Annotated in this window: 20 protein-coding genes and 1 pseudogene; 14 read left to right on the forward strand and 7 right to left on the reverse strand. The window is 57.7% G+C overall.

From position 1 onward, the window contains the following. Window positions 1–214 precede the first annotated feature (214 nt). On the forward strand, window positions 215–3,100 hold the full coding sequence (gene uvrA / locus SD70_RS06445) for an excinuclease ABC subunit UvrA (protein ID WP_041046798.1): 2,886 nt from the start codon (window positions 215–217) through the stop codon (window positions 3,098–3,100). Between the two features lie 76 nt (window positions 3,101–3,176). Here uvrA and SD70_RS06450 read toward each other — a convergent pair whose 3' ends face one another. From SD70_RS06450 to SD70_RS35820, 4 genes are all read right to left on the reverse strand, one after another. Continuing rightward, window positions 3,177–3,509: a DoxX family protein gene (locus SD70_RS06450; protein WP_231571073.1), complete on the reverse strand. Its 333-nt coding sequence runs from the start codon at window positions 3,507–3,509 to the stop codon at window positions 3,177–3,179. Window positions 3,510–3,650: 141 nt separating this feature from the next. Beyond that, window positions 3,651–4,133, reverse strand: coding sequence for an SRPBCC family protein (locus tag SD70_RS06455; protein WP_041046799.1), 483 nt, complete (start codon window positions 4,131–4,133; stop codon window positions 3,651–3,653). Window positions 4,134–4,323: 190 nt separating this feature from the next. Further along, window positions 4,324–4,701: a VOC family protein gene (locus SD70_RS06460; protein WP_041046800.1), complete on the reverse strand. Its 378-nt coding sequence runs from the start codon at window positions 4,699–4,701 to the stop codon at window positions 4,324–4,326. Between the two features lie 178 nt (window positions 4,702–4,879). Further along, window positions 4,880–5,164, reverse strand: coding sequence for a hypothetical protein (locus tag SD70_RS35820; protein ID WP_156157912.1), 285 nt, complete (start codon window positions 5,162–5,164; stop codon window positions 4,880–4,882). A 298-nt stretch (window positions 5,165–5,462) separates the two neighbouring features. On the opposite strand from SD70_RS35820, the gene SD70_RS06465 reads away from it, so the two are divergent. The 4 genes from SD70_RS06465 (at window position 5,463) to SD70_RS06480 (ending at window position 9,608) form a co-directional block, all read left to right on the forward strand. Further along, window positions 5,463–5,666, forward strand: coding sequence for a hypothetical protein (locus SD70_RS06465; RefSeq protein ID WP_041046801.1), 204 nt, complete (start codon window positions 5,463–5,465; stop codon window positions 5,664–5,666). A 311-nt stretch (window positions 5,667–5,977) separates the two neighbouring features. Next, the gene (locus SD70_RS06470; RefSeq protein WP_082053176.1) at window positions 5,978–7,828 is read left to right on the forward strand and encodes an ABC transporter ATP-binding protein; all 1,851 of its coding nucleotides are present in this window, start codon (window positions 5,978–5,980) and stop codon (window positions 7,826–7,828) included. Further along, complete coding sequence (locus tag SD70_RS06475) at window positions 7,825–8,502, forward strand: response regulator transcription factor (RefSeq protein ID WP_041046802.1); 678 nt, start codon at window positions 7,825–7,827, stop codon at window positions 8,500–8,502. Before SD70_RS06470 ends, SD70_RS06475 begins: the two co-directional genes overlap by 4 nt. Further along, a complete protein-coding gene (locus tag SD70_RS06480) occupies window positions 8,499–9,608 on the forward strand; it encodes a sensor histidine kinase (RefSeq protein ID WP_231571074.1) in 1,110 nt (369 codons plus the stop codon). Before SD70_RS06475 ends, SD70_RS06480 begins: the two co-directional genes overlap by 4 nt. A 224-nt stretch (window positions 9,609–9,832) precedes the next feature. Here the strand turns inward: SD70_RS06480 and SD70_RS06485 are convergent, their stop codons facing one another. The 3 genes from SD70_RS06485 to SD70_RS06495 form a co-directional block, all read right to left on the reverse strand. Then, window positions 9,833–10,417 (reverse strand): LysE family translocator, encoded by a 585-nt coding sequence (locus SD70_RS06485; protein WP_394297944.1) that lies wholly within the window; start codon window positions 10,415–10,417, stop codon window positions 9,833–9,835. A 122-nt stretch (window positions 10,418–10,539) separates the two neighbouring features. Beyond that, window positions 10,540–11,508, reverse strand: a complete 969-nt coding sequence (locus SD70_RS06490; RefSeq protein ID WP_041046804.1) for a sugar phosphate isomerase/epimerase family protein — start codon at window positions 11,506–11,508, stop codon at window positions 10,540–10,542. 73 nt (window positions 11,509–11,581) lie between these two features. Beyond that, window positions 11,582–12,742, reverse strand: coding sequence for an MBOAT family O-acyltransferase (locus tag SD70_RS06495; protein WP_041046805.1), 1,161 nt, complete (start codon window positions 12,740–12,742; stop codon window positions 11,582–11,584). A 446-nt stretch (window positions 12,743–13,188) separates the two neighbouring features. Between SD70_RS06495 and SD70_RS06500 the strand changes: the two genes are divergently transcribed. From SD70_RS06500 to SD70_RS06535, 9 genes and pseudogenes are all read left to right on the forward strand, one after another. Beyond that, entirely contained in the window at window positions 13,189–13,641 is a 453-nt protein-coding gene (locus SD70_RS06500) for a hypothetical protein (protein ID WP_041046806.1), read from the forward strand. A gap of 188 nt (window positions 13,642–13,829) precedes the next feature. After that, a pseudogene (locus SD70_RS06505) lies at window positions 13,830–14,434 on the forward strand (genetic competence negative regulator). 200 nt (window positions 14,435–14,634) lie between these two features. Continuing rightward, window positions 14,635–15,888: a Glu/Leu/Phe/Val family dehydrogenase gene (locus SD70_RS06510; RefSeq protein ID WP_041046807.1), complete on the forward strand. Its 1,254-nt coding sequence runs from the start codon at window positions 14,635–14,637 to the stop codon at window positions 15,886–15,888. 58 nt (window positions 15,889–15,946) lie between these two features. Continuing rightward, a complete protein-coding gene (gene prsW / locus SD70_RS06515) occupies window positions 15,947–16,633 on the forward strand; it encodes a glutamic-type intramembrane protease PrsW (protein ID WP_041046876.1) in 687 nt (228 codons plus the stop codon). Window positions 16,634–16,797: 164 nt separating this feature from the next. After that, on the forward strand, window positions 16,798–16,968 hold the full coding sequence (locus tag SD70_RS35825; RefSeq protein ID WP_156157913.1) for a hypothetical protein: 171 nt from the start codon (window positions 16,798–16,800) through the stop codon (window positions 16,966–16,968). 133 nt (window positions 16,969–17,101) lie between these two features. Continuing rightward, the gene (gene ypeB / locus SD70_RS06520; protein ID WP_041046808.1) at window positions 17,102–18,469 is read left to right on the forward strand and encodes a germination protein YpeB; all 1,368 of its coding nucleotides are present in this window, start codon (window positions 17,102–17,104) and stop codon (window positions 18,467–18,469) included. A gap of 266 nt (window positions 18,470–18,735) precedes the next feature. Beyond that, window positions 18,736–18,996: a hypothetical protein gene (locus tag SD70_RS06525; RefSeq protein ID WP_052487115.1), complete on the forward strand. Its 261-nt coding sequence runs from the start codon at window positions 18,736–18,738 to the stop codon at window positions 18,994–18,996. Between the two features lie 282 nt (window positions 18,997–19,278). Beyond that, window positions 19,279–19,959, forward strand: coding sequence for a (d)CMP kinase (cmk, locus tag SD70_RS06530; RefSeq protein ID WP_041046809.1), 681 nt, complete (start codon window positions 19,279–19,281; stop codon window positions 19,957–19,959). 2 nt (window positions 19,960–19,961) lie between these two features. After that, window positions 19,962–20,552, forward strand: coding sequence for a lysophospholipid acyltransferase family protein (locus SD70_RS06535; RefSeq protein WP_041046810.1), 591 nt, complete (start codon window positions 19,962–19,964; stop codon window positions 20,550–20,552). Window positions 20,553–20,652: the final 100 nt, after the last annotated feature.

Genomic DNA, 20,652 nt, shown 5'->3' on the forward strand with positions numbered 1-20,652 from the left:
AATATGGGGTCTCCGGCTTCGTTCAAATCGGGTTCCCTCATTCACTAAGCCATGGCACGGAGGAACCGATTTGAAAGGCGCACGTTCCGCTCTCCGACCCCATATTCCTTCCTCCGCTCCGCGGTTTTAGCTTTGAGGCGGCCGCAGCTCCTTTTCGCTGGACGGACGCAACCGCAACGCCCGGCGCCAATTTAACGTAAAGGCAGGGTCAACAGTGGCTAGAGATCAAATTGTGATCAAGGGAGCGAGAGCTCACAATCTGAAAAATATCGACGTTACGATCCCAAGAGATCGGTTCGTCGTACTGACGGGGCTCAGCGGTTCCGGCAAATCGTCGCTCGCCTTCGACACGATTTACGCCGAAGGCCAGCGCCGGTACGTGGAGTCGCTGTCCGCCTATGCGAGACAGTTCCTCGGCCAGATGGACAAGCCGGACGTCGATTCGATCGAAGGCTTGTCGCCTGCCATCTCTATCGACCAGAAGACGACAAGCCGCAACCCCCGTTCGACGGTGGGAACGGTAACGGAAATATACGATTACTTGCGTCTCTTGTTCGCGCGCGTCGGCCGGCCGCACTGTCCGGAGCACGGCATCGAGATCACGTCGCAAACCGTGGAACAGATGGTCGACCGCATTATGGAATATCCGGAGCGGACCAAGCTGCAAATTTTGGCGCCGCTCGTGTCGGGCCGCAAAGGCGAGCATACGAAGCTGCTGCAGGACATTCAAAAGCAAGGGTTCGTGCGCGTGCGAGTCAACGGCGAAGTGCGCGATCTGTCCGAGAACATTGAACTCGAGAAGCAAAAGAAGCATACGATCGAAGTCGTCGTCGACCGGATCGTCGTCAAGGACGACGTGAAGACGCGGCTGGCGGATTCCCTCGAGACGGCGCTGAAGCTGGCCGACGGGCGCGTCATCGTCGACGTGATCGATCAGGAGGAGCTGCTGTTCAGCTCCAATCTGGCGTGCCCCGAGTGCGGGTTCAGCATTCAGGAGCTGGCGCCGCGCATGTTCTCCTTCAACAGCCCGTTCGGAGCGTGTCCGGAGTGCGACGGCCTCGGCAGTCAAATGATCGTCGACCCCGAGCTGCTCGTGCCGGACAAGAAGCTGACGATCGAGGAAGGCGCGTTTGAAGCGTGGGCAGGAAGCACGTCCAACTACTACCCGCAGTTTTTGGCGGCGGTGTGCGAGCATTACGGCATTCCGCGGGGCGTCCCGGTCGGCGAGCTGTCCGCCGAGCAGATGAAGACGATTTTGTACGGCACGAACGGGGAGAAGATCCGTTTTCGCTACGAGAACGATTTTGGTCATACGAAAGAAGCGCTAGTGCCGTTCGAAGGCATCGTCCGCAACCTGGAACGCCGTTACCGGGAGACGTTCTCCGACGGCATCCGCGAGCATATCGAGTCGTACATGAGCTCCAAGCCGTGTCCGAAGTGCAAGGGGCTGCGCCTCAAGCCGGAAACGCTCGCGGTGACGATTAACGGCAGCAATATCGCCTACGTCACGTCGCTTTCGATCGGCGAAGCGCAGAGCTGGTTCCAGTCGCTCAAGCTGCCGCCGAAGGAAACGTCGATCGCGCATCTGATTTTGAAAGAAATCAACGCTCGCCTCGGCTTCCTCGTCAACGTCGGCCTCGATTATTTAACGCTGCACCGGTCGGCGGGCACGCTGTCCGGCGGCGAAGCGCAGCGCATCCGGCTGGCGACGCAGATCGGCTCGAGCTTGATGGGCGTCCTGTACATTCTGGACGAACCGAGCATCGGGCTGCATCAGCGCGACAACTCGCGGCTTATCCAGACGCTGGAGCATATGCGGGATCTCGGCAACACGCTCATCGTCGTCGAACACGACGAGGACACGATGATGGCCGCCGACTACATTATCGACATCGGTCCGGGCGCAGGGATCCACGGCGGGCAGGTGATGGCTGCGGGCACGCCGGAGCAAATTATGGAAAATCCGGCGTCGCTGACCGGGCAATATTTGAGCGGGCGCAAGTTCATCCCGATTCCGCCGGCGCGCCGCAAGCAGAACGGCAAATGGATCGAGATCAAGGGCGCGAAAGAGAACAACCTGAAGGGCGTGAGCGTCAAAATCCCGCTCGGCGTGTTCACCGCCGTCACGGGCGTGTCCGGAAGCGGCAAAAGTACGCTCATCAACGAGATTTTATACAAGTCGCTCGCACGTGAGCTGAACGGGGCCAAAGTGCGTCCGGGCGAGCATAAGGAAATGCGCGGCCTCGAGCATATCGAGAAAGTAATCGACATCGACCAATCGCCGATCGGCCGCACGCCTCGCTCCAACCCGGCAACGTACACCGGCGTGTTCGACGACATCCGCGACGTGTTCTCGGCTACGTCCGAAGCCAAGGTGCGCGGCTACAAGAAAGGGCGCTTCTCCTTCAACGTCAAGGGCGGGCGATGCGAAGCGTGCCGCGGCGACGGCATCATCAAGATCGAGATGCATTTCTTGCCGGACGTGTACGTGCCTTGCGACGTCTGCAAAGGCCAGCGCTACAACCGCGAGACGCTGGAAGTACGCTACAAGGGCAAGAACATTTCCGAGATTTTGGACATGACGATCGAGGACGCGTGCGAGTTTTTCAAAAACATTCCGCGCATCGAACGCAAGGTGCAGACGCTCATGGACGTCGGGCTAGGCTACATGAAGCTCGGCCAGCCGGCGACGACCCTGTCCGGCGGCGAAGCGCAGCGCGTGAAGCTCGCGGCCGAGTTATACCGCCGCAGCACCGGCAAGACGTTTTACATTCTCGACGAGCCGACGACAGGTCTGCATATCGACGATATCGACCGGCTGCTGAAAGTGCTGCAGCGTCTCGTCGACAACGGGGACACGGTGCTTGTGATCGAGCACAATCTCGACGTCATCAAGACAGCCGATTACATTATCGACCTCGGGCCGGAAGGCGGTACGCGCGGCGGCACGATCGTCGCCACCGGCACGCCGGAAGAGGTCGTGAAGGTGAAAGATTCGTATACCGGCCAATATTTGAAGCCGGTGCTGGAGCGCGACCGGAAGCGGACGGACGATATGGCAGCGCGCCTCAAGCAGATGGAAAATCCGGCGGCGGTATAAGCCGCTGCCGGCACGCAAGCAAAAAATAAGCCGGTTTCTTGCCTGACGGCAGGAAACGGCTTATTTTTTGATGGAATCAGGATTGAGGCTGGGTTTGGGAGGTGGCCCTGCTGTAAAGATCGCTATGCTCTATCGTAAGCTTCGATGCGGCAGCTTGCTTCTTTCTGTGATACAAAACGTAGGAACCGGCAATCAAAGCGAATCCGATAAGGAAAAGCATCGATCCGCTGACGGGACCGCCTACGGCTATGCCGGAATACATGGCACCCGCCAGGTCGAACGTCAAACCGGCGTAGGCCCACTCCTTAATGCGGGGGAAGCCGGGGACGAGGATCGCCACAATGCCCAACAGTTTGGCGGCCCCGAGAAAAGGGAGCAAGTAGGTAGGGTACCCCAATTGTTGGAACAATGCGACCGCTGCGGGGTCCGACAAAAGATCGGGAACGGCCCCCAAACCCATTAAACCGACAGCAAACCAGTAACCACCCAATACGATACATTCAGTTTTTTCATAATAATCAATTCCTCCTTTAGTATGATTTGATTTTCCTCACATTTTCGCCAATTGTTCTTCGAGACGATCAAGCGTCGATTTGGCGCCCTCAATGGCCCCGTATTCCCTAACCACTTTCTCCAGGTGCGCTGCCGACTTGAAGAGCATGCGCATCGTAAGCTCGGTCTTATCGCCTGCCTCGGCAAACGTCACAGTCACTTGAAAATAGTCATCGTCAGCGCTGTCGCCATGGGTATATGCGAGCCGTTCAGGGCGTACAACCTCGTGGTAAGCGATCTTGTTGTCATAATCGATTCCGTCGGGACCGTGCATGACGAAACGCCATATGCCGCCTGGCCTGATGTCAATTTCCTGCACCGTGATCGTAAATCCTCGCGGTCCCCACCAATGCGGCAAATGCTCGGGATCCGTCCAAGCTTGATACACCAGCTCGCGGGGCGCCCGGAAGACTCGGTTGATAATGAGCTCCCGATCTTGTACGGACGTAACGGTGTCGCTCGCTGCTTTGCTTTTGGCCATGATTGCATTCCTCCAAAAAGGTTTTTTCATCATCCGGTCGTTTCATACTCCAGCTATATTTCATGATTAGAATATACCCCATAAGGAATATTCCTGTCAAGGTATATTACAAAAATTTTAACCGCAACAAAGAAGGCCTCCGCCCGGAAAGGGTGAAGGCCTTCTTGTTGACCACTGCATGACGATGCCGTTATATCAGCTCGCGCCGTTCCAGAAATTCGAGCCGGTTGCCGAACGGGTCGACAGCATAAAAGCGCGTCGCATCCGGCAGTGAATTGTCGTCGATGACTTGCACTCCATGATCTTTCAGGTGCAGCTTGAGCAGAAGCACGTTCTCAACATGAAAGGCAGGATGCGCCTTCGGCGCGCCCTCGTGATCGTCCTGGATGCCGATGTGCAGCTGATGCTGTCCCGCTTGAAACCATACTCCGCCGCGCGCCCGGAGCGCACTCGGTTTGTCCACTTCCGTAAGTCCCAGCAATTCGCCGTAAAAACGGCGCGCTTCCGCCTCGCTGCCGGCAGGCGCCGCTAATTGAACGTGATCGATGCCGATGAATTGATAGCTCATTTTGCGTCATCTCCTTTTTCCGGGATTTCCGTCGAAATGAAATACCAACCCCCTACTTCTACCTTACACAGAAAATGACGCTCGGTCAAGGCAAAAAATGCCCGTAGCGCCAGCAGTTTGGCGTAAAGCGGAGCTACCTTGCGCTATAGCGGCGATAAATCGTGCAGTTGGCTTCAAATCAAGATATTTTAGCCAATATTTCGGTCAATTTTTCCTGAAACGCAGCAAGACCGACGCAGATGTAAAATGGGTGGAACGTTTTATCGCGGCGACGGTTTTCCTTATGAAACGTCATGAGCTGCGCCAGAATGGCCCGACCTTGTTGCTTGTTAAACGGCCCTTCATAGATACAGCGGGTTTCAGGGGTGCGACTGCGAAAGACAAAATGTCGGCCAGCAATGACATGAAGGGGCGACCACCTTCGCCTCATCGGCGTGATGGTTGAGGCAATTGTTTTCCGCATAGGTTATAAATGCTGGTGGAGATGGACATTTTAATTTGTGCGGCCTATTCAAGAATTAGCGGCTAATCTTTAAAGAAATCGGCTGTTTGCCGGCCGATGCCGCACATGTCGGACAATTTGACGGCGACGGGAACAGAAAGAAACCAGTTGAGCACGTAGAATGATTTTCCGCAGGGTTGGTTATACAGGCAAAAGTGGTGACAAACTTGTTACAAGTCGCAAAAGTACTTGCATCTCCGGGGATCACAAGCTAACATGTAAGTAATGAACAATTGGAAGGACCAGAAGGAGGTTCCTCATGATTCTGGCAGCTGAAGCCGCGGCAAATACGAGCAACTTCACGGGATTCGACCCGTTTGTTATTGTATTCACGATTTTGATTGCACTCGGTCTGTACCGCATTATTCGTTCGCCGAGACGCAATCCGTTCGCCATTGCCTTTGCAAGCGTGAGCTTGCTGGTGTTCCTGTTCATGGACGCCGTTATGATTTCGGGCTGGTAACGCTCGATTTGCCGAGGCCGCATGACATGCGGCACCACCGGCTCCATCATCCTAACCATCGCAAAAAGCCGTTCGTTCACCTCGGTCGTGAGCGGGCGGTTTTTTTTATTGCCGCTATGAAGTATAACCTGTCGTCAAGGAGGCTCGTGGCAAAATGGCCTCAGGTAGTTTTAGGGCATGTTAGCCGCTCTAGCGGCTTTCCGCCTATAAGCGAAACGGCCGCAAGTGGTGTACTGTCATGTTTAATTTCAATTTACATTCGGGGTGTAATCTCGTCGATGAAGCTTACATCGGCAAGGAGTGTTGCACGAATGAGAGATAGAGAAATAACGGGAACCGATACATCCAGGCAAAACGTTACGGAGACAGGAGCGCGGCCATCCGGCGGGTTAAAGCCGTTCCTTCGCCTGCTGGCACGCATTAGGCCGTCCAGGACGCTGCTGGCGGCAGCGCTTGGCCTCAGCCTCGTCAATACGCTGGCGTCGCTGGCGATTCCGCTTCTGACGAAGCGGCTTATCGACGGCTTCCATTTGTCGGCGCTCGGCAGCGGGCAAATAGCGATGATGGCCGGCGCTTTTTTGCTGCAGGCGGTCGCGGGGGGCGTATCCGTTTACTTGCTGGGGCGGATCGGCCAGCAGGTTGTCGCCCGGCTCCGCGAGTTGCTTTGGGGCAAGCTGCTGACGCTGCCGGTCGCATATTACGATGAGCGGCAGTCGGGGGAGACGGTCAGCCGCATGATGAACGACTCGGGAGTCGTCAAAGGCGTCATTACGGAGCATTTGGCCGGCTTCGTGTCCGGGATCATCTCCATGGCCGGTTCGATCGTCGTCATGTTTACCCTTGACTGGAAGCTGACGCTCTTGTTGCTGGCCGGTCTTCCGCTCGCTGCGGCGGTGCTGGTGCCGCTTGGGCGAAGCATGTATAAGGTGTCGAAAGGGCTGCAGGACGAGACGGCTTCCTTTACCGGATTTCTGAACGGCGTCGTGTCGGAAATTCGGCTGCTCAAAATATCCGGAGCCGAGCCGTACGCCGCGGAGCGCGGCAGCGGCGGCATTCGCGAGCTGTACCGGTATGGGCTGAAGGAGAGCCGCATCCAGGCACTCATTTTCCCGGTGATCGGCGCCGTCATCATGCTGCTGATGGTGCTCGTCATCGGCTACGGTGGCATTCGCGTCGCGGCAGGGACGTTCACGACCGGGTCGCTCATCGCCTTCATTTTGTATTTGTTCCAGATCGTCATGCCGATTCAGCAAATTACGGCGTTCTTTACGCAGTTGCAAAAAGCGATGGGGGCGACGGCAGAAATGCTGGCGACGCTTGACTACGAGGAGGAAAACAGAACGACGGGCCGATCCGCGGAGCGCGGGCAAAAGCCGATTGCGATAGAGCGCGTCACATACGGCTACAAGCCGGAGGAGCCGGTTCTCCGCGGCGTCAGCTTTACGATCGAACCGGGGCAAGTGACGGCAATCGTCGGTCCGAGCGGCAGCGGCAAGACGACGCTGTTCGCGCTGCTGGAGCGATTTTACCTGCCGACCGAGGGGGCAATCAAGTTTGGCGATGAACCGCTGGAGACGTATTCGCTTGAGTCGTGGCGGGAACGGATCGGATATGTCTCGCAGGAAAGCCCGATTTTGGCAGGTACGATAAGGGACAATTTATGCTACGGGGTCAGACGCGAAGTAAGTGAACAGGAGCTGAGAGCGGCTGCGAAGCTGGCTTATGCCGACGGCTTCATCGAAGCTTTGCCGGACGGGTACGATACGCAAGTCGGGGAGCGGGGCATGAAGCTGTCGGGCGGCCAGCGCCAGCGTCTCGCCATCGCCCGGGCGCTGCTGCGCGATCCGCAGCTGCTGCTTCTCGACGAAGCTACGTCGAGTCTGGACAGCCAGTCGGAGCGCGTCGTGCAGGAAGCGCTGGACAACGTCATGAAAGGCCGTACGACGGTCGTGATTGCGCATCGACTGGCTACTGTGAAGCATGCCGACCGGATCGTGTTTCTCGATAAAGGGGTTGTGACCGGCATCGGCACGCACGACGAGCTGTATCGCACGCACAGGCTGTACCGGCAATTCGCCGATCATCAGCTGCAAACGAAGGAAAATGCGCTCCCCGCCGCGAACTTGATGGCAATGACCGCAAAGGAGCTGGTGCTGGAATGACACGTCTGTTGGTCGTGGACGACGATCCCCATATTCGGGAGCTCATTTGCGTCGTGTTGCGGGAGGAAGGCTTCGAGACGGAAGCGGCGGCGAACGGCCGTGAGGCGCTCGACCTGCTGGAGCGGACGAAGATCGAGTTCGCCATTGTCGACGTGATGATGCCTCTAATGGACGGCTGGGAGCTAGTGCGGGAGATTAGGCGGCTCGGGGAGCTGCCGGTTCTGATGCTCACAGCCAAAGGTGAGACGGCGGACAAGGTGAAAGGGTTCCGGCTCGGAGCCGACGATTATCTCGTCAAGCCGTTCGATTCGGCGGAGCTCGTCGCCCGGGTGCAAGCGCTGCTCAAACGCTACCGCATCTCGGTATCGCAGCAGGTGCAGGTCGGCGGACTCAGGATGGACCGCAAAACGTTCGAGGTCAGCGCCGCCGGGGAAAAGGTGTCTTTGCCGCTTAAGGAATTTGAGGTGCTGTTCAAGTTGGCGGCGGGAGCAGGCCGGACGCTTACGCGAGAGCAGTTGATCGAGGATGTCTGGGGCTATGATTTTGACGGCAACGAGCGGACGCTGGACGTCCATATTAACCGGCTGCGGGACAGGTTCCCCGAGGAGCGGTACGGGTTCCGCATCCGCACGATGCGCGGTCTCGGGTACCGGCTGGAGGTGACGGCGCCGTGAGCCGGAAGCAGAAGCTGAAGCGAATATGGGCGTTTGCGTGGCGGCTGCTGTCCATGAGCGCTATGTCCGTTATGTGCTGGGCCATTATGCATTTCGGCACGAGGCTGCTTTATGGCGCCCTTCATGTGGATCCGTCGGAAAGCGTCGCTTCGCTGATCACATATATTACCGGTCAGTGGCTCACGATGGTGTCCTTCATCACGGTCGGCTTCTTGCTCCGCCATAAACGGAAACAAGCGTTCGCTCCTCTGATCGAAGCGATCCGCCGTATCGGCCGCGGCGAGTTTCACGAGCCGATTCCTCTGGATGACGTACGGAGAGGCCACCCGTTCGGCGATCTGATCGACAGCATTAATACGATGGCGAGCGAGCTGTCGCAAATGGAGCGGATGCGGCAGCAGTTCATCTCCAACGTATCGCACGAGTTTCAGTCGCCCCTCACTTCGATCGGCGGATTTGCCCGCGCGCTGCGGAACGAGGAGCTAGGGGCCGAAGAGCGACACCGCTACCTGCGCATTATCGAGAAAGAATGCAGCCGTCTCTCGCGGCTGAGCGATAATTTGCTGAAGCTGACGTCGCTGGAATCGGAGCATCAGCCCGTGCATATGAAGCTGTACCGGCTGGACCGCCAGCTGCGCGCCATCGTGCTGAACGCCGAACCGCAGTGGACGGAGAAGAGGTTAGACATTGAGGCTGAGCTGGAGGAACTGACGATTGAAGCCGATGAAGAGCTGCTCAGCCAAGTGTGGATCAATTTGCTGCACAACAGCATCAAGTTTACGCCGCAGGGCGGGGCGATCCGGATCAAAGCCGTGCCCGACGGGAAAGGGGGAGCCCGGGTCGATTTCAGCGATACCGGCATCGGCATGACGGCCGAGGAGCAGACGCACGTGTTCGAGCGGTTTTACAAAGCCGATCGGGCGCGCGGGCGCGAGGCGGGCGGCAGCGGTCTCGGCCTGGCGATCGTAAAGACGATCGTCGACTTGCACGGCGGAACGGTGACGGTCTGCAGCACCCCTGGGGAGGGATCGACGTTTACGGTGCTGCTTCCGGGGCCGCGACAGGCAAACGAGGCGCCGGAGGGCAAATCTGAGGGTATGCAATAAGGATAAACGGCTTTGCTTGACCCTGTCCTCCAGTGCGACATGTGGTTTACCGGCGTTAAGCTGGGTATGAGACGTCCGGCACATTGCTCTCGAATAGCTCAAGCTTAACGCCTAGCAGCGGAAGAAGCCTCGCCGGCTTAGCGCGATCCATGGCGAAGTGCGGTTTGCCGCAGCGGAAGCAGTCTCGTCGGCTTAGCCGCTACGGATGGGGATGACGCGGGCCGTCATGGCCGGCGATCGAAAGCGAGACGAACGGCAAGCCCGCTCAGGATGGTTGCCATGAGCCAGCGCTGCACTTTGAGCCACGTTGGCCGCGTGCCGAACCATGAGGCAACTTTGCTGGCGGCAAGCACGATGAGGAAATTGACCGTAAAGCTGACGAGCAATTGGGTGAACCCTAGAACTGCGCCTTGCTGGAGCAGCGACCCGCGCGCGGGATTTTCAAACTGCGGCAGCAGGGATACGTACAAGACGGCAATTTTCGGATTCAGCAAGCTTGTCATGAACCCCATGAGAAACAGCTTGCGCGGCCGTTCCACGGGCAAGGTTTGAGGCTCGAAAACAGACGCGCCGCCGGGTTTGACCGCTTTCCAGGCGAGCCAAAGCAAATAGGCGGCGCCAGCCCATTTTACTGCCTCGTAAATATACGGGACGGCCAGGAAAAGAGCTGAAAGCCCAAGCATGGTCAAAACGATATAAACCAGGAAGCCCAGTACAATTCCGAATAAGGATATGACTCCGGCTAGCCGCCCTTGCGTGATGGAGCGGGATACCAGGTAAATCATATTAGGACCGGGGGAACAAACCATTCCAAGCGAGACGAGCGCAAATGCCGTCCATGAGCCGATACTGATCAATATCCGTTCCTCCTTTTAAAAAAGTGGAAGCCCCGCGTTTAAGGGGACTTCCACTTTTTTGACATACGATAGTACTAGACCCACCACATTTCGCCGACCGGTTCTTTAATGAGCACTTGTTGGAGGTTTTGCACCGCTCTGCTGAACCCTTCGTCGACGGACATGAGGCCGTCCTCATGCTCGATGGAGACGACGTAATCATAGCCGACCAGGCGCAGTGCGCTGATGATGTCGGCCCAGGTCTTCACGTCGTGGCCGTAGCCGACGGAGCGGAACTGCCAAGCGCGGTCGAGCATCAGCGTGTACGACTGCATGTCGGTTACGCCGTGCTTGTTGACGTTAATCGGATCGATCGTCGTATCTTTCGCGTGGAAATGGTGAATCGCGCCGGCGCGGCCGAGAATGTGCACCGCTTGCACCGGATCGATGCCTTGCCACCACATGTGGCTTGGGTCGAGGTTGGCGCCGATCACTTCGCCGACGGCGTCGCGCAGACGCAGCAACGTTGCCGGCGTATGTACCGAGAAGCCGCCGTGCAGCTCGAGGCCGATCTTGATGCCGCGGTCCTCGGCGAATTTGCCGGTTTCTTTCCAGTACGGGATCACTTTGTTTTCCCATTGCCAAGCGAGAATTTCCTGGTAGTCGTTTGGCCAAGGCGCCACCGGCCAGTTCGGATACTTGGCGTCCTCGTGGTCGCCCGGGCAGCCGGAGAAGCCGACAACGACCGGTACCTCAAGGCGCTGCGCCAGTTCGACCGTTTTGATGAAATCGTCGTGGAAGCTTTTGGCGATCTGTTTTTGCGGGTGGAGCGGGTTGCCGTGGCAGCTGAGCGCACTGATCGTAAGGCCGCGGGAATCAAACGCTTTCTTGAACGCCTTCAGCCTGCCTTCGTCGGCGAGCAGCTCATCCGGTTTGCAGTGCGCGTTGCCGGGGTAGCCGCCGGTGCCGATCTCGACCGCTTCGAGCCCTTTGGCTGCGATGTAGTCGAGCGCCTCCTCGAGCGGCTTCTGAGCGAACAAAACAGCAAATACGCCTAACTTCATAATGACACCTCCAGCGAAATTGGACATGGTAAATGGCTATGCCTGACGTCCCTGATTATACCATTTTGCCTAATTAAAATGAAGGCAGACGCAGCAGCCCCTCATAAATACGAAGCACCGTGTGCGTGTCGCCGCTGTAGACGACGACGCCGAACATGACGAGCAGCTGCGTCAAGGCGACGCGGTACCAAAAATAAGCTTTGGACACTTTTTTCTTGTTGACGGTCGACCAGTCGAAATACGACTCGATCGCGATGACGATGCCGTGGTACAACCCGTACAGCACATATAGCCACGTGAAGCCGTGCCACAAGCCCATCAGCAGCATAATGAGCAGCGACAGGCCGGCGGCCGTCAGGCGGGTCGGCGTTTTGCGGCTGAAGAAAATGAAAATGTGGTCGCGGAACCAGTCCCCGAGCGTAGCGTGCCAATTGCGCCAAAACTGCGTCAGCGACGGCGACGTGAACGGCTTTTTGAAGTTTTCCGGGATCGTGTAGCCGAGCAGCCGCCCGAAGCCGATCGCGATATCCGAATAGCCGGAGAAGTCGATGTAAATCCACAAGTAGAACCAGGCCATCAAAAACAGCGTCTCATGCGTATGCAGCGGTCCGGGCCGGTCAAGCACCAGGTGGAACGTGTAGCTCATCCCGGGGATGAGCACCATTTTCTTGAATAGGCCCAGGATGATGCGCTTGACGCAGTCTTCGAAGAGAGGAGCGTCCACGCGGTACGGCTGCTTCGTATCGGCGATGAAGTCGCGGAACTTCAAAATCGGCCCGGACGTGAACGTCGGCACGAACAGGAGATAGTTGATGTAATCGAGCGGCTTCGCTTCGCCGTCGCGTTTCAGGAAGTAAGCGAAGTACAGCGCGTCGATTACCTTGAGCACGGTATAGATGAGGCCTAGCGTAATGACGACGTCGAACAGCGGCGACTGCAGCGCGCCCATGCCGTAGAAGCGCAACATGCTGACAGCGGCGACGTTGGCGGCGATCGCGCCGATGAACGCGGTGCGCCGGTACCGGGTCAAGCGGCAGAGCGCCAGGAAGGCGACGTAATTCAGCGCCACGTAGGCGAGATTGAACACGAACAGCTTCTTGCTGTACAGCAGCAGGAAGCCGAGGTTGAACACAAGCAGCAAGTAGCGTTTGTTGTGTGGCCAGCGCCGGGTCAGCATCAGCGCGGCGATCATGCCGGCGAGGCCGACGATGGCATTCATGTGCAGGTAGAACATGCTTTGAAAGTCCTCCATGCCGGCGTCGGCCGGCAGTATTTCGGGCGCGGCCCCGGGCCCCGGGCACGGCGGTGCCGTGCGGGGCAGCCCGCCCGAGCTGGTGCGGCGGTGCGGCGGTGCTGGGTGGGGTGGCCCGGCGGCTAGCCGGTGAGGCGGCGCGAACGCAGGGCAGCCTGGCCGCCAGCCGGCGGGGCGCTGCGTAAGGTGGCCCAGTGCTAGCCGGTGCGGCGGTACAATGGCGCGATGGAAAGGCGTCCCACGGTACGGTACGCGGCAGTGCGTCAGTGAGATAGCAGGATAAGCGGCATACTTCCACGCGGGAAAAAAGTCCCCTTGTCAGGCGCCGGGACCCTCGCTTTTCCTGTTCGCGCGGCGTATGCGCGGGCAAGGCGGCGCACATGCTACAGACGAGCAGGGCAATACCAATTTGAGTGGAGGAGTTAGCGATGAGAATCGGCGCGTTTGTGCTGGGCGGTTTGGTCGGTGCAGCGGCAGTCATTTATTTGAGCGATAAAAAGAACCGTTCCATGATGCTGAATATGTTTTCGTCCCCGGCCGACTCGCTCGGCAAAATGTTTGGCAAGCCGGCGGGCAAAGCCGCCGATACCGTCATGAACATGCTCGAGTTCGGCACCGGCATGGGCAAGTCCAGAGCCGGAGCAAGCACGGCGGGTGCGGCATCCGGCGCGGGCGGTTCTGCGAATGCGCAGGGCACAACGGGAGCAGCCGGAAGAACCGGCGCTGCCGCCACTGGGACTGCCGGCGCGAACACGGCTGCGGCATCCGGCCAGGACAGTCTGGCCCAGGTGGAGAAAATCGTGAACGCGGATCCGGAGCTAAAACGCACAGTGAACGAAATTTTGACGGACAGCGGCAAAGCAGGAGCCCAGCTGCAATAACAGCCGTCCGGCCGCAAACCAGAGGCCTAGCGCTTCTGGTTTTTTTGCGTGCATTATGATGAATTTAGTGATAACATAGAGGAAAGGCTAAGCATCCATACAAGCCTGCGCCCCAGTGGGATACACCTTTTCATTTCTCCCATCATACCTTGTAAGTTAAGAGGTGTCATGTAAAGGAGGATCCTATCATGAAGATTGAACGTTTAAGCCAGGATAAGATAAGGATTTTCCTTACCTTCGACGATTTGACGGAGCGTGGCATCCAGAAGGACGACATGTGGCGGGAAATTCCGAAAGTCCACGAGCTGTTTAGCGAAATGATGGACCAGGCGTATTCCGAGCTTGGCTTCGATCCGTCAGGCCCGCTTGCCGTCGAAGTGTTCGCTCTCCCGGCGCAAGGCATGGTCGTTATCGTCACCCGCGGCAAAATGGATCTGCAGTCGTACAGCCACGACGCTACGAGGACGAAGCCGAAGAGATGTACGAAATGGAAGTGACGATGGAGCAAAGCGACGAAATCGCCTACGCTTTCAGCGACTTCGAAGATTTGCTGCGCGTCGCCAAAATCGTTAACCCGCTGCTGATCGATGGCGGTACGTTGTATTCGTATAAGGGCCGGTACATTTTGCGGCTGGAGCCGATCGACATGGAAGAGCAGCGCTATCAGGCGCTCATCGCCGTGCTGTCGGAGTACGGGGAAGCGACTTCCGTCACCGACGCTGTACTGGACGAATATGGCAACAAAATTATTGCCGACGACGCCGTCAAGGTGCTTTGCCGGTATTTCACATAAAAGGCGCAGGCTCGGCGTCGGATAGGCCCGGGCTTTACAAAAGAAGCATCTGCAAAAACGTCACGTTTTTGAAGGATGCTTTCTTTTTGCTGTGTCCGAACTTGGCCGGGGCGCGAGCATAGAAACCGGCGCGCAAGCACACGCTAAAAAAACCTAATGCGTCCGGTAGTTGTTCCGATTAATTCCACGAGGTGGTCCTTTTGGCTAATCCAGTTGAAAATGTTAACGTGCTGCACGCCACGCAAGTTGTGATCGAAGAAGCGCTCAAGCGCCTCGGCTTTTCCGAAGAAATGTACGAGCTGCTGAAAGAGCCGCTGCGGCTGCTGACCGTTCGGATCCCGGTGCGGATGGACGACGGCAAGGTGAAAGTGTTCACCGGCTACCGGGCGCAGCATAACGATGCGGTCGGACCGACGAAGGGCGGCGTTCGCTTCCATCCGGACGTGAACGAAGACGAAGTGAAGGCTTTATCCATGTGGATGAGCATCAAATGCGGCATCGTGGATCTTCCGTACGGCGGCGGCAAAGGCGGGATTATTTGCGATCCGCGGCAAATGTCGTTCCGCGAGCTGGAGCGGCTGAGCCGCGGCTACGTCCGCGCCATTTCGCAGCTCGTGGGGCCGACGAAAGACATTCCGGCGCCGGACGTCATGACCAACTCGCAAATTATGGCGTGGATGATGGACGAGTACAGCCGCATTCGCGAATTCGACGCGCCCGGCTTCATTACCGGCAAGCCGCTCGTGCTCGGCGGCTCGCACGGGCGCGAGACGGCTACGGCCAAAGGCGTGACGATTGCGATCAATAAGGCGTTGGAGAAGCAAGGCATCCCCCTGGAAGGGGCGAAAGTGGTCATTCAAGGGTTCGGCAATGCCGGCAGCTACTTGTCCAAATTCATGCATGAGAGCGGCGCCAAAGTGGTCGGCATTTCCGACGTTCACGGCGGATTGTACGACCCGGACGGGCTCGATATCGAATATTTGCTCGACCGCCGCGATTCGTTCGGCGCTGTCACGAATTTGTTCCAGAACCGGCTGCCCGGCAAGGAGATTCTCGAGCAGGAATGCGATATTCTCGTGCCGGCGGCGGTTGAGAACCAAATCACAAGCGAAAACGCCGGCCGCATCCGCGCCAAAATTATCGTCGAAGCGGCGAACGGCCCGACGACGCTGGAAGCTACGAAAATATTGACGGAGCGCGGCGTGTTCCTCGTTCCGGACGTACTCGCCAACGCCGGCGGAGTCGTCGTCTCTTATTTCGAATGGGTGCAAAACAACCAGGGCTATTACTGGACGGAAGACGAAGTTCATGCCAAGCTGCAAGATGTCATGGAAATGGCGTTCGAGAACGTCTATAATGTTCATATTACCCGAAGCGTCGACATGCGCCTGGCGGCTTATATGATCGGCGTGCGCAAAATGGCGGAAGCCGCCCGTTTCCGCGGCTGGGTGTAATTATTTTTGGTTTCGTGGACGCCGATAAAACTACGGAAAGATGTTGGGAGGGCTCATGTTGACGATTGTACCTGTGTTGATGGCCGCCATCGCGCCGGGCATCGCTCTGCTCTCCTATTTTTATTTGAAAGACAAGTATGAGACGGAGCCGATTCATCTGGTGGCCAAAATGTTTTTGCTCGGCATGCTGCTCGTCTTGCCGGCGATGGTCATCCAGCACGGCGTCGGCTACGAATTCGGCAACGGAAACTTCGTGCTTTCGTTCGTCTCTTCGGCCGGGCTGGAGGAGAGCTTGAAATGGTTCGTGCTCGTCCAGCTCATTTACCGCCACGCTTCGTTCGACGAGCCGTACGACGGCATCGTGTACGCAACCGCCGTCAGCCTCGGCTTCGCCACGCTGGAGAACGTATTTTACGCTTTCCTCGGCTTGCCCTCGTTCGCCGCTTTGCTGTACCGCGCGTTCTTGCCCGTATCCGGGCACGCGCTGTTCGGGGTGATGATGGGCTACTATCTCGGCAAAGCCAAGTTCAAGCCGGAAAAAGCGGGCTTGTATTTGACGCTTTCGCTTGCGCTGCCGATCGTTTGGCACGGCGTGTTCGACTACATTTTGCTGCTGTCGAACTGGATATGGCTGATGGTTCCGCTCATGGGGTATTTGTGGATCCGCTCGCTCGGGCGCATATCCCGGGCCAACGATCGCTCGCCTCTGCGCGCTCTCGGTTCCGAAGAAGAGATTAAAGCGTAAAAGTTTTGTCCATACTAGGCGTTAAGCTGGCAGTGAGACGCCCTGCATATTGCTCGCCGTTACTCCCCCAGCTTAACGCCATGGCGTTAAGCTGGCAGTGAGACGCCCTGCATATTGTTCGCTGTTACTCCTCCAGCTTAACGCTTAATAGGCAGAAGAGCGACATGGAGGAGAGCATGGACAGCAACCGGGTCAAAGTTACCATTCGCTGCAAGCAGTGCGGCGAACGGTTCATTCTCAAGGGTCGGCGCGACAAGGGACGCATCGACACCGGCTTCAAGCAGTGCATTTGCAACAACGAGAACGATTTTGATATCGAAACCCAGGACTATTGACGAAGAGGCCTTTCCGCATAGGCGCGGAGAGGCCTCTTTTTCGCGGGCGGACGGTGCTGCCGGTGCATAAACGCACTGCCTCGGGCAGAAACTACTGGCAAGCATGGCTGACGAAAGGAGACTCGACCGAAACATGTACAGCAGACTAAGCATGGTGCTGATGCCAATATTGGCTGTAGCGCTCATAGGCGCGGGTTATTGGGGGTATCAGGAGCACAGGGAAAAGAACGCGATATTGATCAAAGCGGAAAATCAGTATCAGCGGGCGTTCCACGACTTATCGTTCCATATCGACAAGCTGCAGACCGAGCTCGGGAACACGTTGACCGCGAGTTCGACGTCGCACGACGTATACCGGCGGGGCCTGGCCAACGTATGGCGGCTGACGAGCCAGGCGCAGAGCGAGATAAACCAGCTGCCGCTGACGCTGATGCCGTTCAACCATACGGAACAGTTCCTTGCCAACCTGGCGAATTTCTCTTATCGCACCGCCGTCCGCGACATGACGAAGCAGCCGCTGTCCGAGCAGGAGATGACGACGCTGAGCCAGCTGTACACTCATGCGCAGGACATCCGCAATCAGCTGCGCGATACGCAAGGCAAAGTCATCGCCAACAATTTGCGCTGGATGGACGTGGAGACGGCGCTCGCGACACAGAAGGAGCCAAGGGACAACACGATCATCGACGGCTTCCAAACGGTGGACAAGAAGATCGGCAAATATTCGGAAGTGAACTGGGGACCGACGGCGCTGGCTGTCCACGACGAGCATAAGCGCGTGCAAATGCTGGCCGGACGCCCGGAGACGCCGCCCGATGAAATCAAGAAAAAAGCGGCCCGATTCGTTCCGTATGTCGACCCGAACGCGATGCAAGTGACCGACAACGGAAAAGGGACCGATTTTCCGACGTATTCGGTTCGCGTTGCGCGCGGGAAAAACGCGGAAGACATTCATATGGACTTCACGAAGCAGGGCGGTCACCTGCTGGCGTTTGCCGCGCCGCGGACCGTAGCTTCCGCCCGGCTCGGAGTGCGGGAAGCCCGCGACATCGCCGCGCAATATTTGGACGAGCACGGGTATCCGAACATGAACGCCGTCAGCTACGACCGGTACGACCACGTGGCTACGATTACATTTGCGCGCCGCCAGAACGACGTGCTCGTCTATCCGGAGAAGGCGGCGGTGCGGGTCGCGCTCGATAACGGCGAAGTGCTCGGTCTCGTTGCTTCAGACTACGTCTTCGAGCATAAGGACAGGCAGATTGCAGCTCCGAAGCTCAGCGCGGAGGAAGCGAAGAAGACGCTCAATCCGAAGCTCGATGTCGCGAGCCAGTCGCTGGCTCTCATTCGCAACGAGCTCGATCAGGAAGTGCTCTGCCATGAATTCATCGGCAAGCTGAACGGCTCGACATACCGGATATTCATCAACGCCGATAACGGAACGGAAGAGCGCATCGACACGGTGAAAGCGGAAGATCAGCAGGCGGAACAGAAAGCGTAGGCGGGCGGGCCGGCTTCCCGGGAGGAGCCGGCTTTTGCGCGCGCTGCGGCGGCGGACGCAGCTTGCCGCATTTGGGCTTCCTAATTTAGCAGGGCATGCTATAATCGGATAAGGTAACCCCGCAATCGGCTGCGATTGCACCGCCCAAAAGCTGGGAATACTCGCAAGTAGCGTGAAGATGGACAAGAATGGAGGGACGAAGAATCGCCTTTTTTTCTCGGCCGGGTTCACGCCAACCTTACGTAACAGATAAGGGGCGGAGCGTTATGTCGGAAGAACCGTATCGGGACGAATACGAGAAGCTTTTCGTTACGTTTTGCGGACGGGTCGAACGGTTATTGGTGCGAGGCATCGCGCTTGCGCTGGCGCTGCTGTTCGCCATGCAGGCACTGCTGCAAATACCGGCCGTGCGGAACTTGCTAACGCGCGTCGATGCGCTGGAGGGGGTGCCCTACCGGCACGGGGCCGAGGTCGCGAGCGCAGCGGGCGGGCAGGCGAAGCAGCCGCGGCCGCTCGAGCGAAAATAGCAAGCTACAAACTTTTGCATTTGCGTCTTGGCCTATGGTATAATTTAGACGAGAGCAGGCGCCTGCCTGCTTTTTTGTTCCTGCATCGGGAAGTATTAGCTCCGCCTATATCCACGCTATTCCGCTGCTAGGCGTTAAGCTGGAGGAGTAACGGCGAGCAACATGCAGGGCGTCGCACAAGCAAGCTTAACGCCGGGAAACGCGTTCGTCCTATCGGACGGCGCAAACCGTTTCTTCTTGCTGCGTCAGAGAGTATGCAAGGTTTGTTAGGAGGAGCACCGCTTGGAAAAGTACAACATCGCCATCGACGGACCAGCCGGAGCCGGGAAAAGCACGATCGCCAGACGCGTAGCCGATGCACTCGGCTTCGTTTATGTCGATACCGGAGCCATGTACCGGGCCGTGACGTGGCGGGTATTGCAGCAGGGCATTTCTCCAGCGGACACCGAACGCGTGGCCGACATTTCGCGCAATCTTCGGCTCGAGCTGCGGCCTGGACCGGAAGGACAGCAAGTATATGCGAATGGGGAAGACATAACCGGGCTCATTCGCACGCCGGAAGTCAACGCGAACGTATCCGATGTGGCCAAAATTCGCGAGGTGCGCGAGCAGCTGGTGCGCAAGCAGAAAGAGATGACGGCAGCCAAAGGCGTCGTTATGGACGGCCGCGATATCGGCACGCATGTGATCCCGGATGCGGAAGTAAAAGTGTTTTTGACGGCTTCGCCGCGGGTGCGCGCCGAGCGCCGTTTTCACGAAATGAAAGATAGCCAGCCCGGACTGACGATCGAACAGCTCGAGCAAGATATCGCCAGACGCGACAAAATCGACGAAGAACGCGAAGTGTCGCCGCTCATGCGGGCCCCCGACGCCGTGCTGATCGACAGCACGAACTTGACGATCCCGGAAGTGGTCGAGCGAATCTTGGAGCTTTGCAGGGCAAAAGCGCCGGGAGGGACATGACGATGTGGTTTTACCGGTTCGGGCAATTCGTTTGCGATACCGTCTTCAGTCTGGTGTTCCGGCTGCGAACCGTCGGGGTGGACAACATACCCAAGTCGGGGCCGGTCATGCTATGCTCCAATCATATCAGCAACCTGGATCCGCCTCTGATCGGCACCCGCGTGCCGCGCAAACTTCACTTCATGGCAAAGGCGGAGCTGTTCGACATCCCGCTCTTTGCCTCGCTCATTCGCGTGCTCGGCGCGTTTCCGGTCAAGCGCGGAGGCGTCAGCAAGGAGTCGATCCGCACCGCCATTCAGCTGCTGAAGGACGGCAACGTCATCTGCATTTTTCCGGAAGGAACGCGCAACAATTTGGAGGCGGTAGGCAAAAGAGGAGCAGCCGCCATCGCCCTCAAGGCGGGAGCCGTCGTCATACCGGTCGCGATTGTCGGCACATACCGGCCTTTTCGGCGCATGACGATCGTGTACGGCAAACCGCTCGATTTAAGCGATTTTGACGGCAGCACGTCGGAGCAGACGGAGCTTGCTACGGAGCGGATTATGAACGCCATCCGCACTTTGCTGGCAGAAGGCCCGGACAAAGCCAAATGAGGTATGGAATGGACAGCCCGGAATCATACTATGCGTAATGCCAATAGCAACGCTGCGTAATTCTTTATATGATTATGCAGATGAAATAAATAAGAGCAGT

The organism is Gordoniibacillus kamchatkensis (genome assembly GCF_000829455.1).
GTDB classification, from domain to species: Bacteria; Bacillota; Bacilli; order Paenibacillales; family NBRC-103111; genus Gordoniibacillus; species Gordoniibacillus kamchatkensis.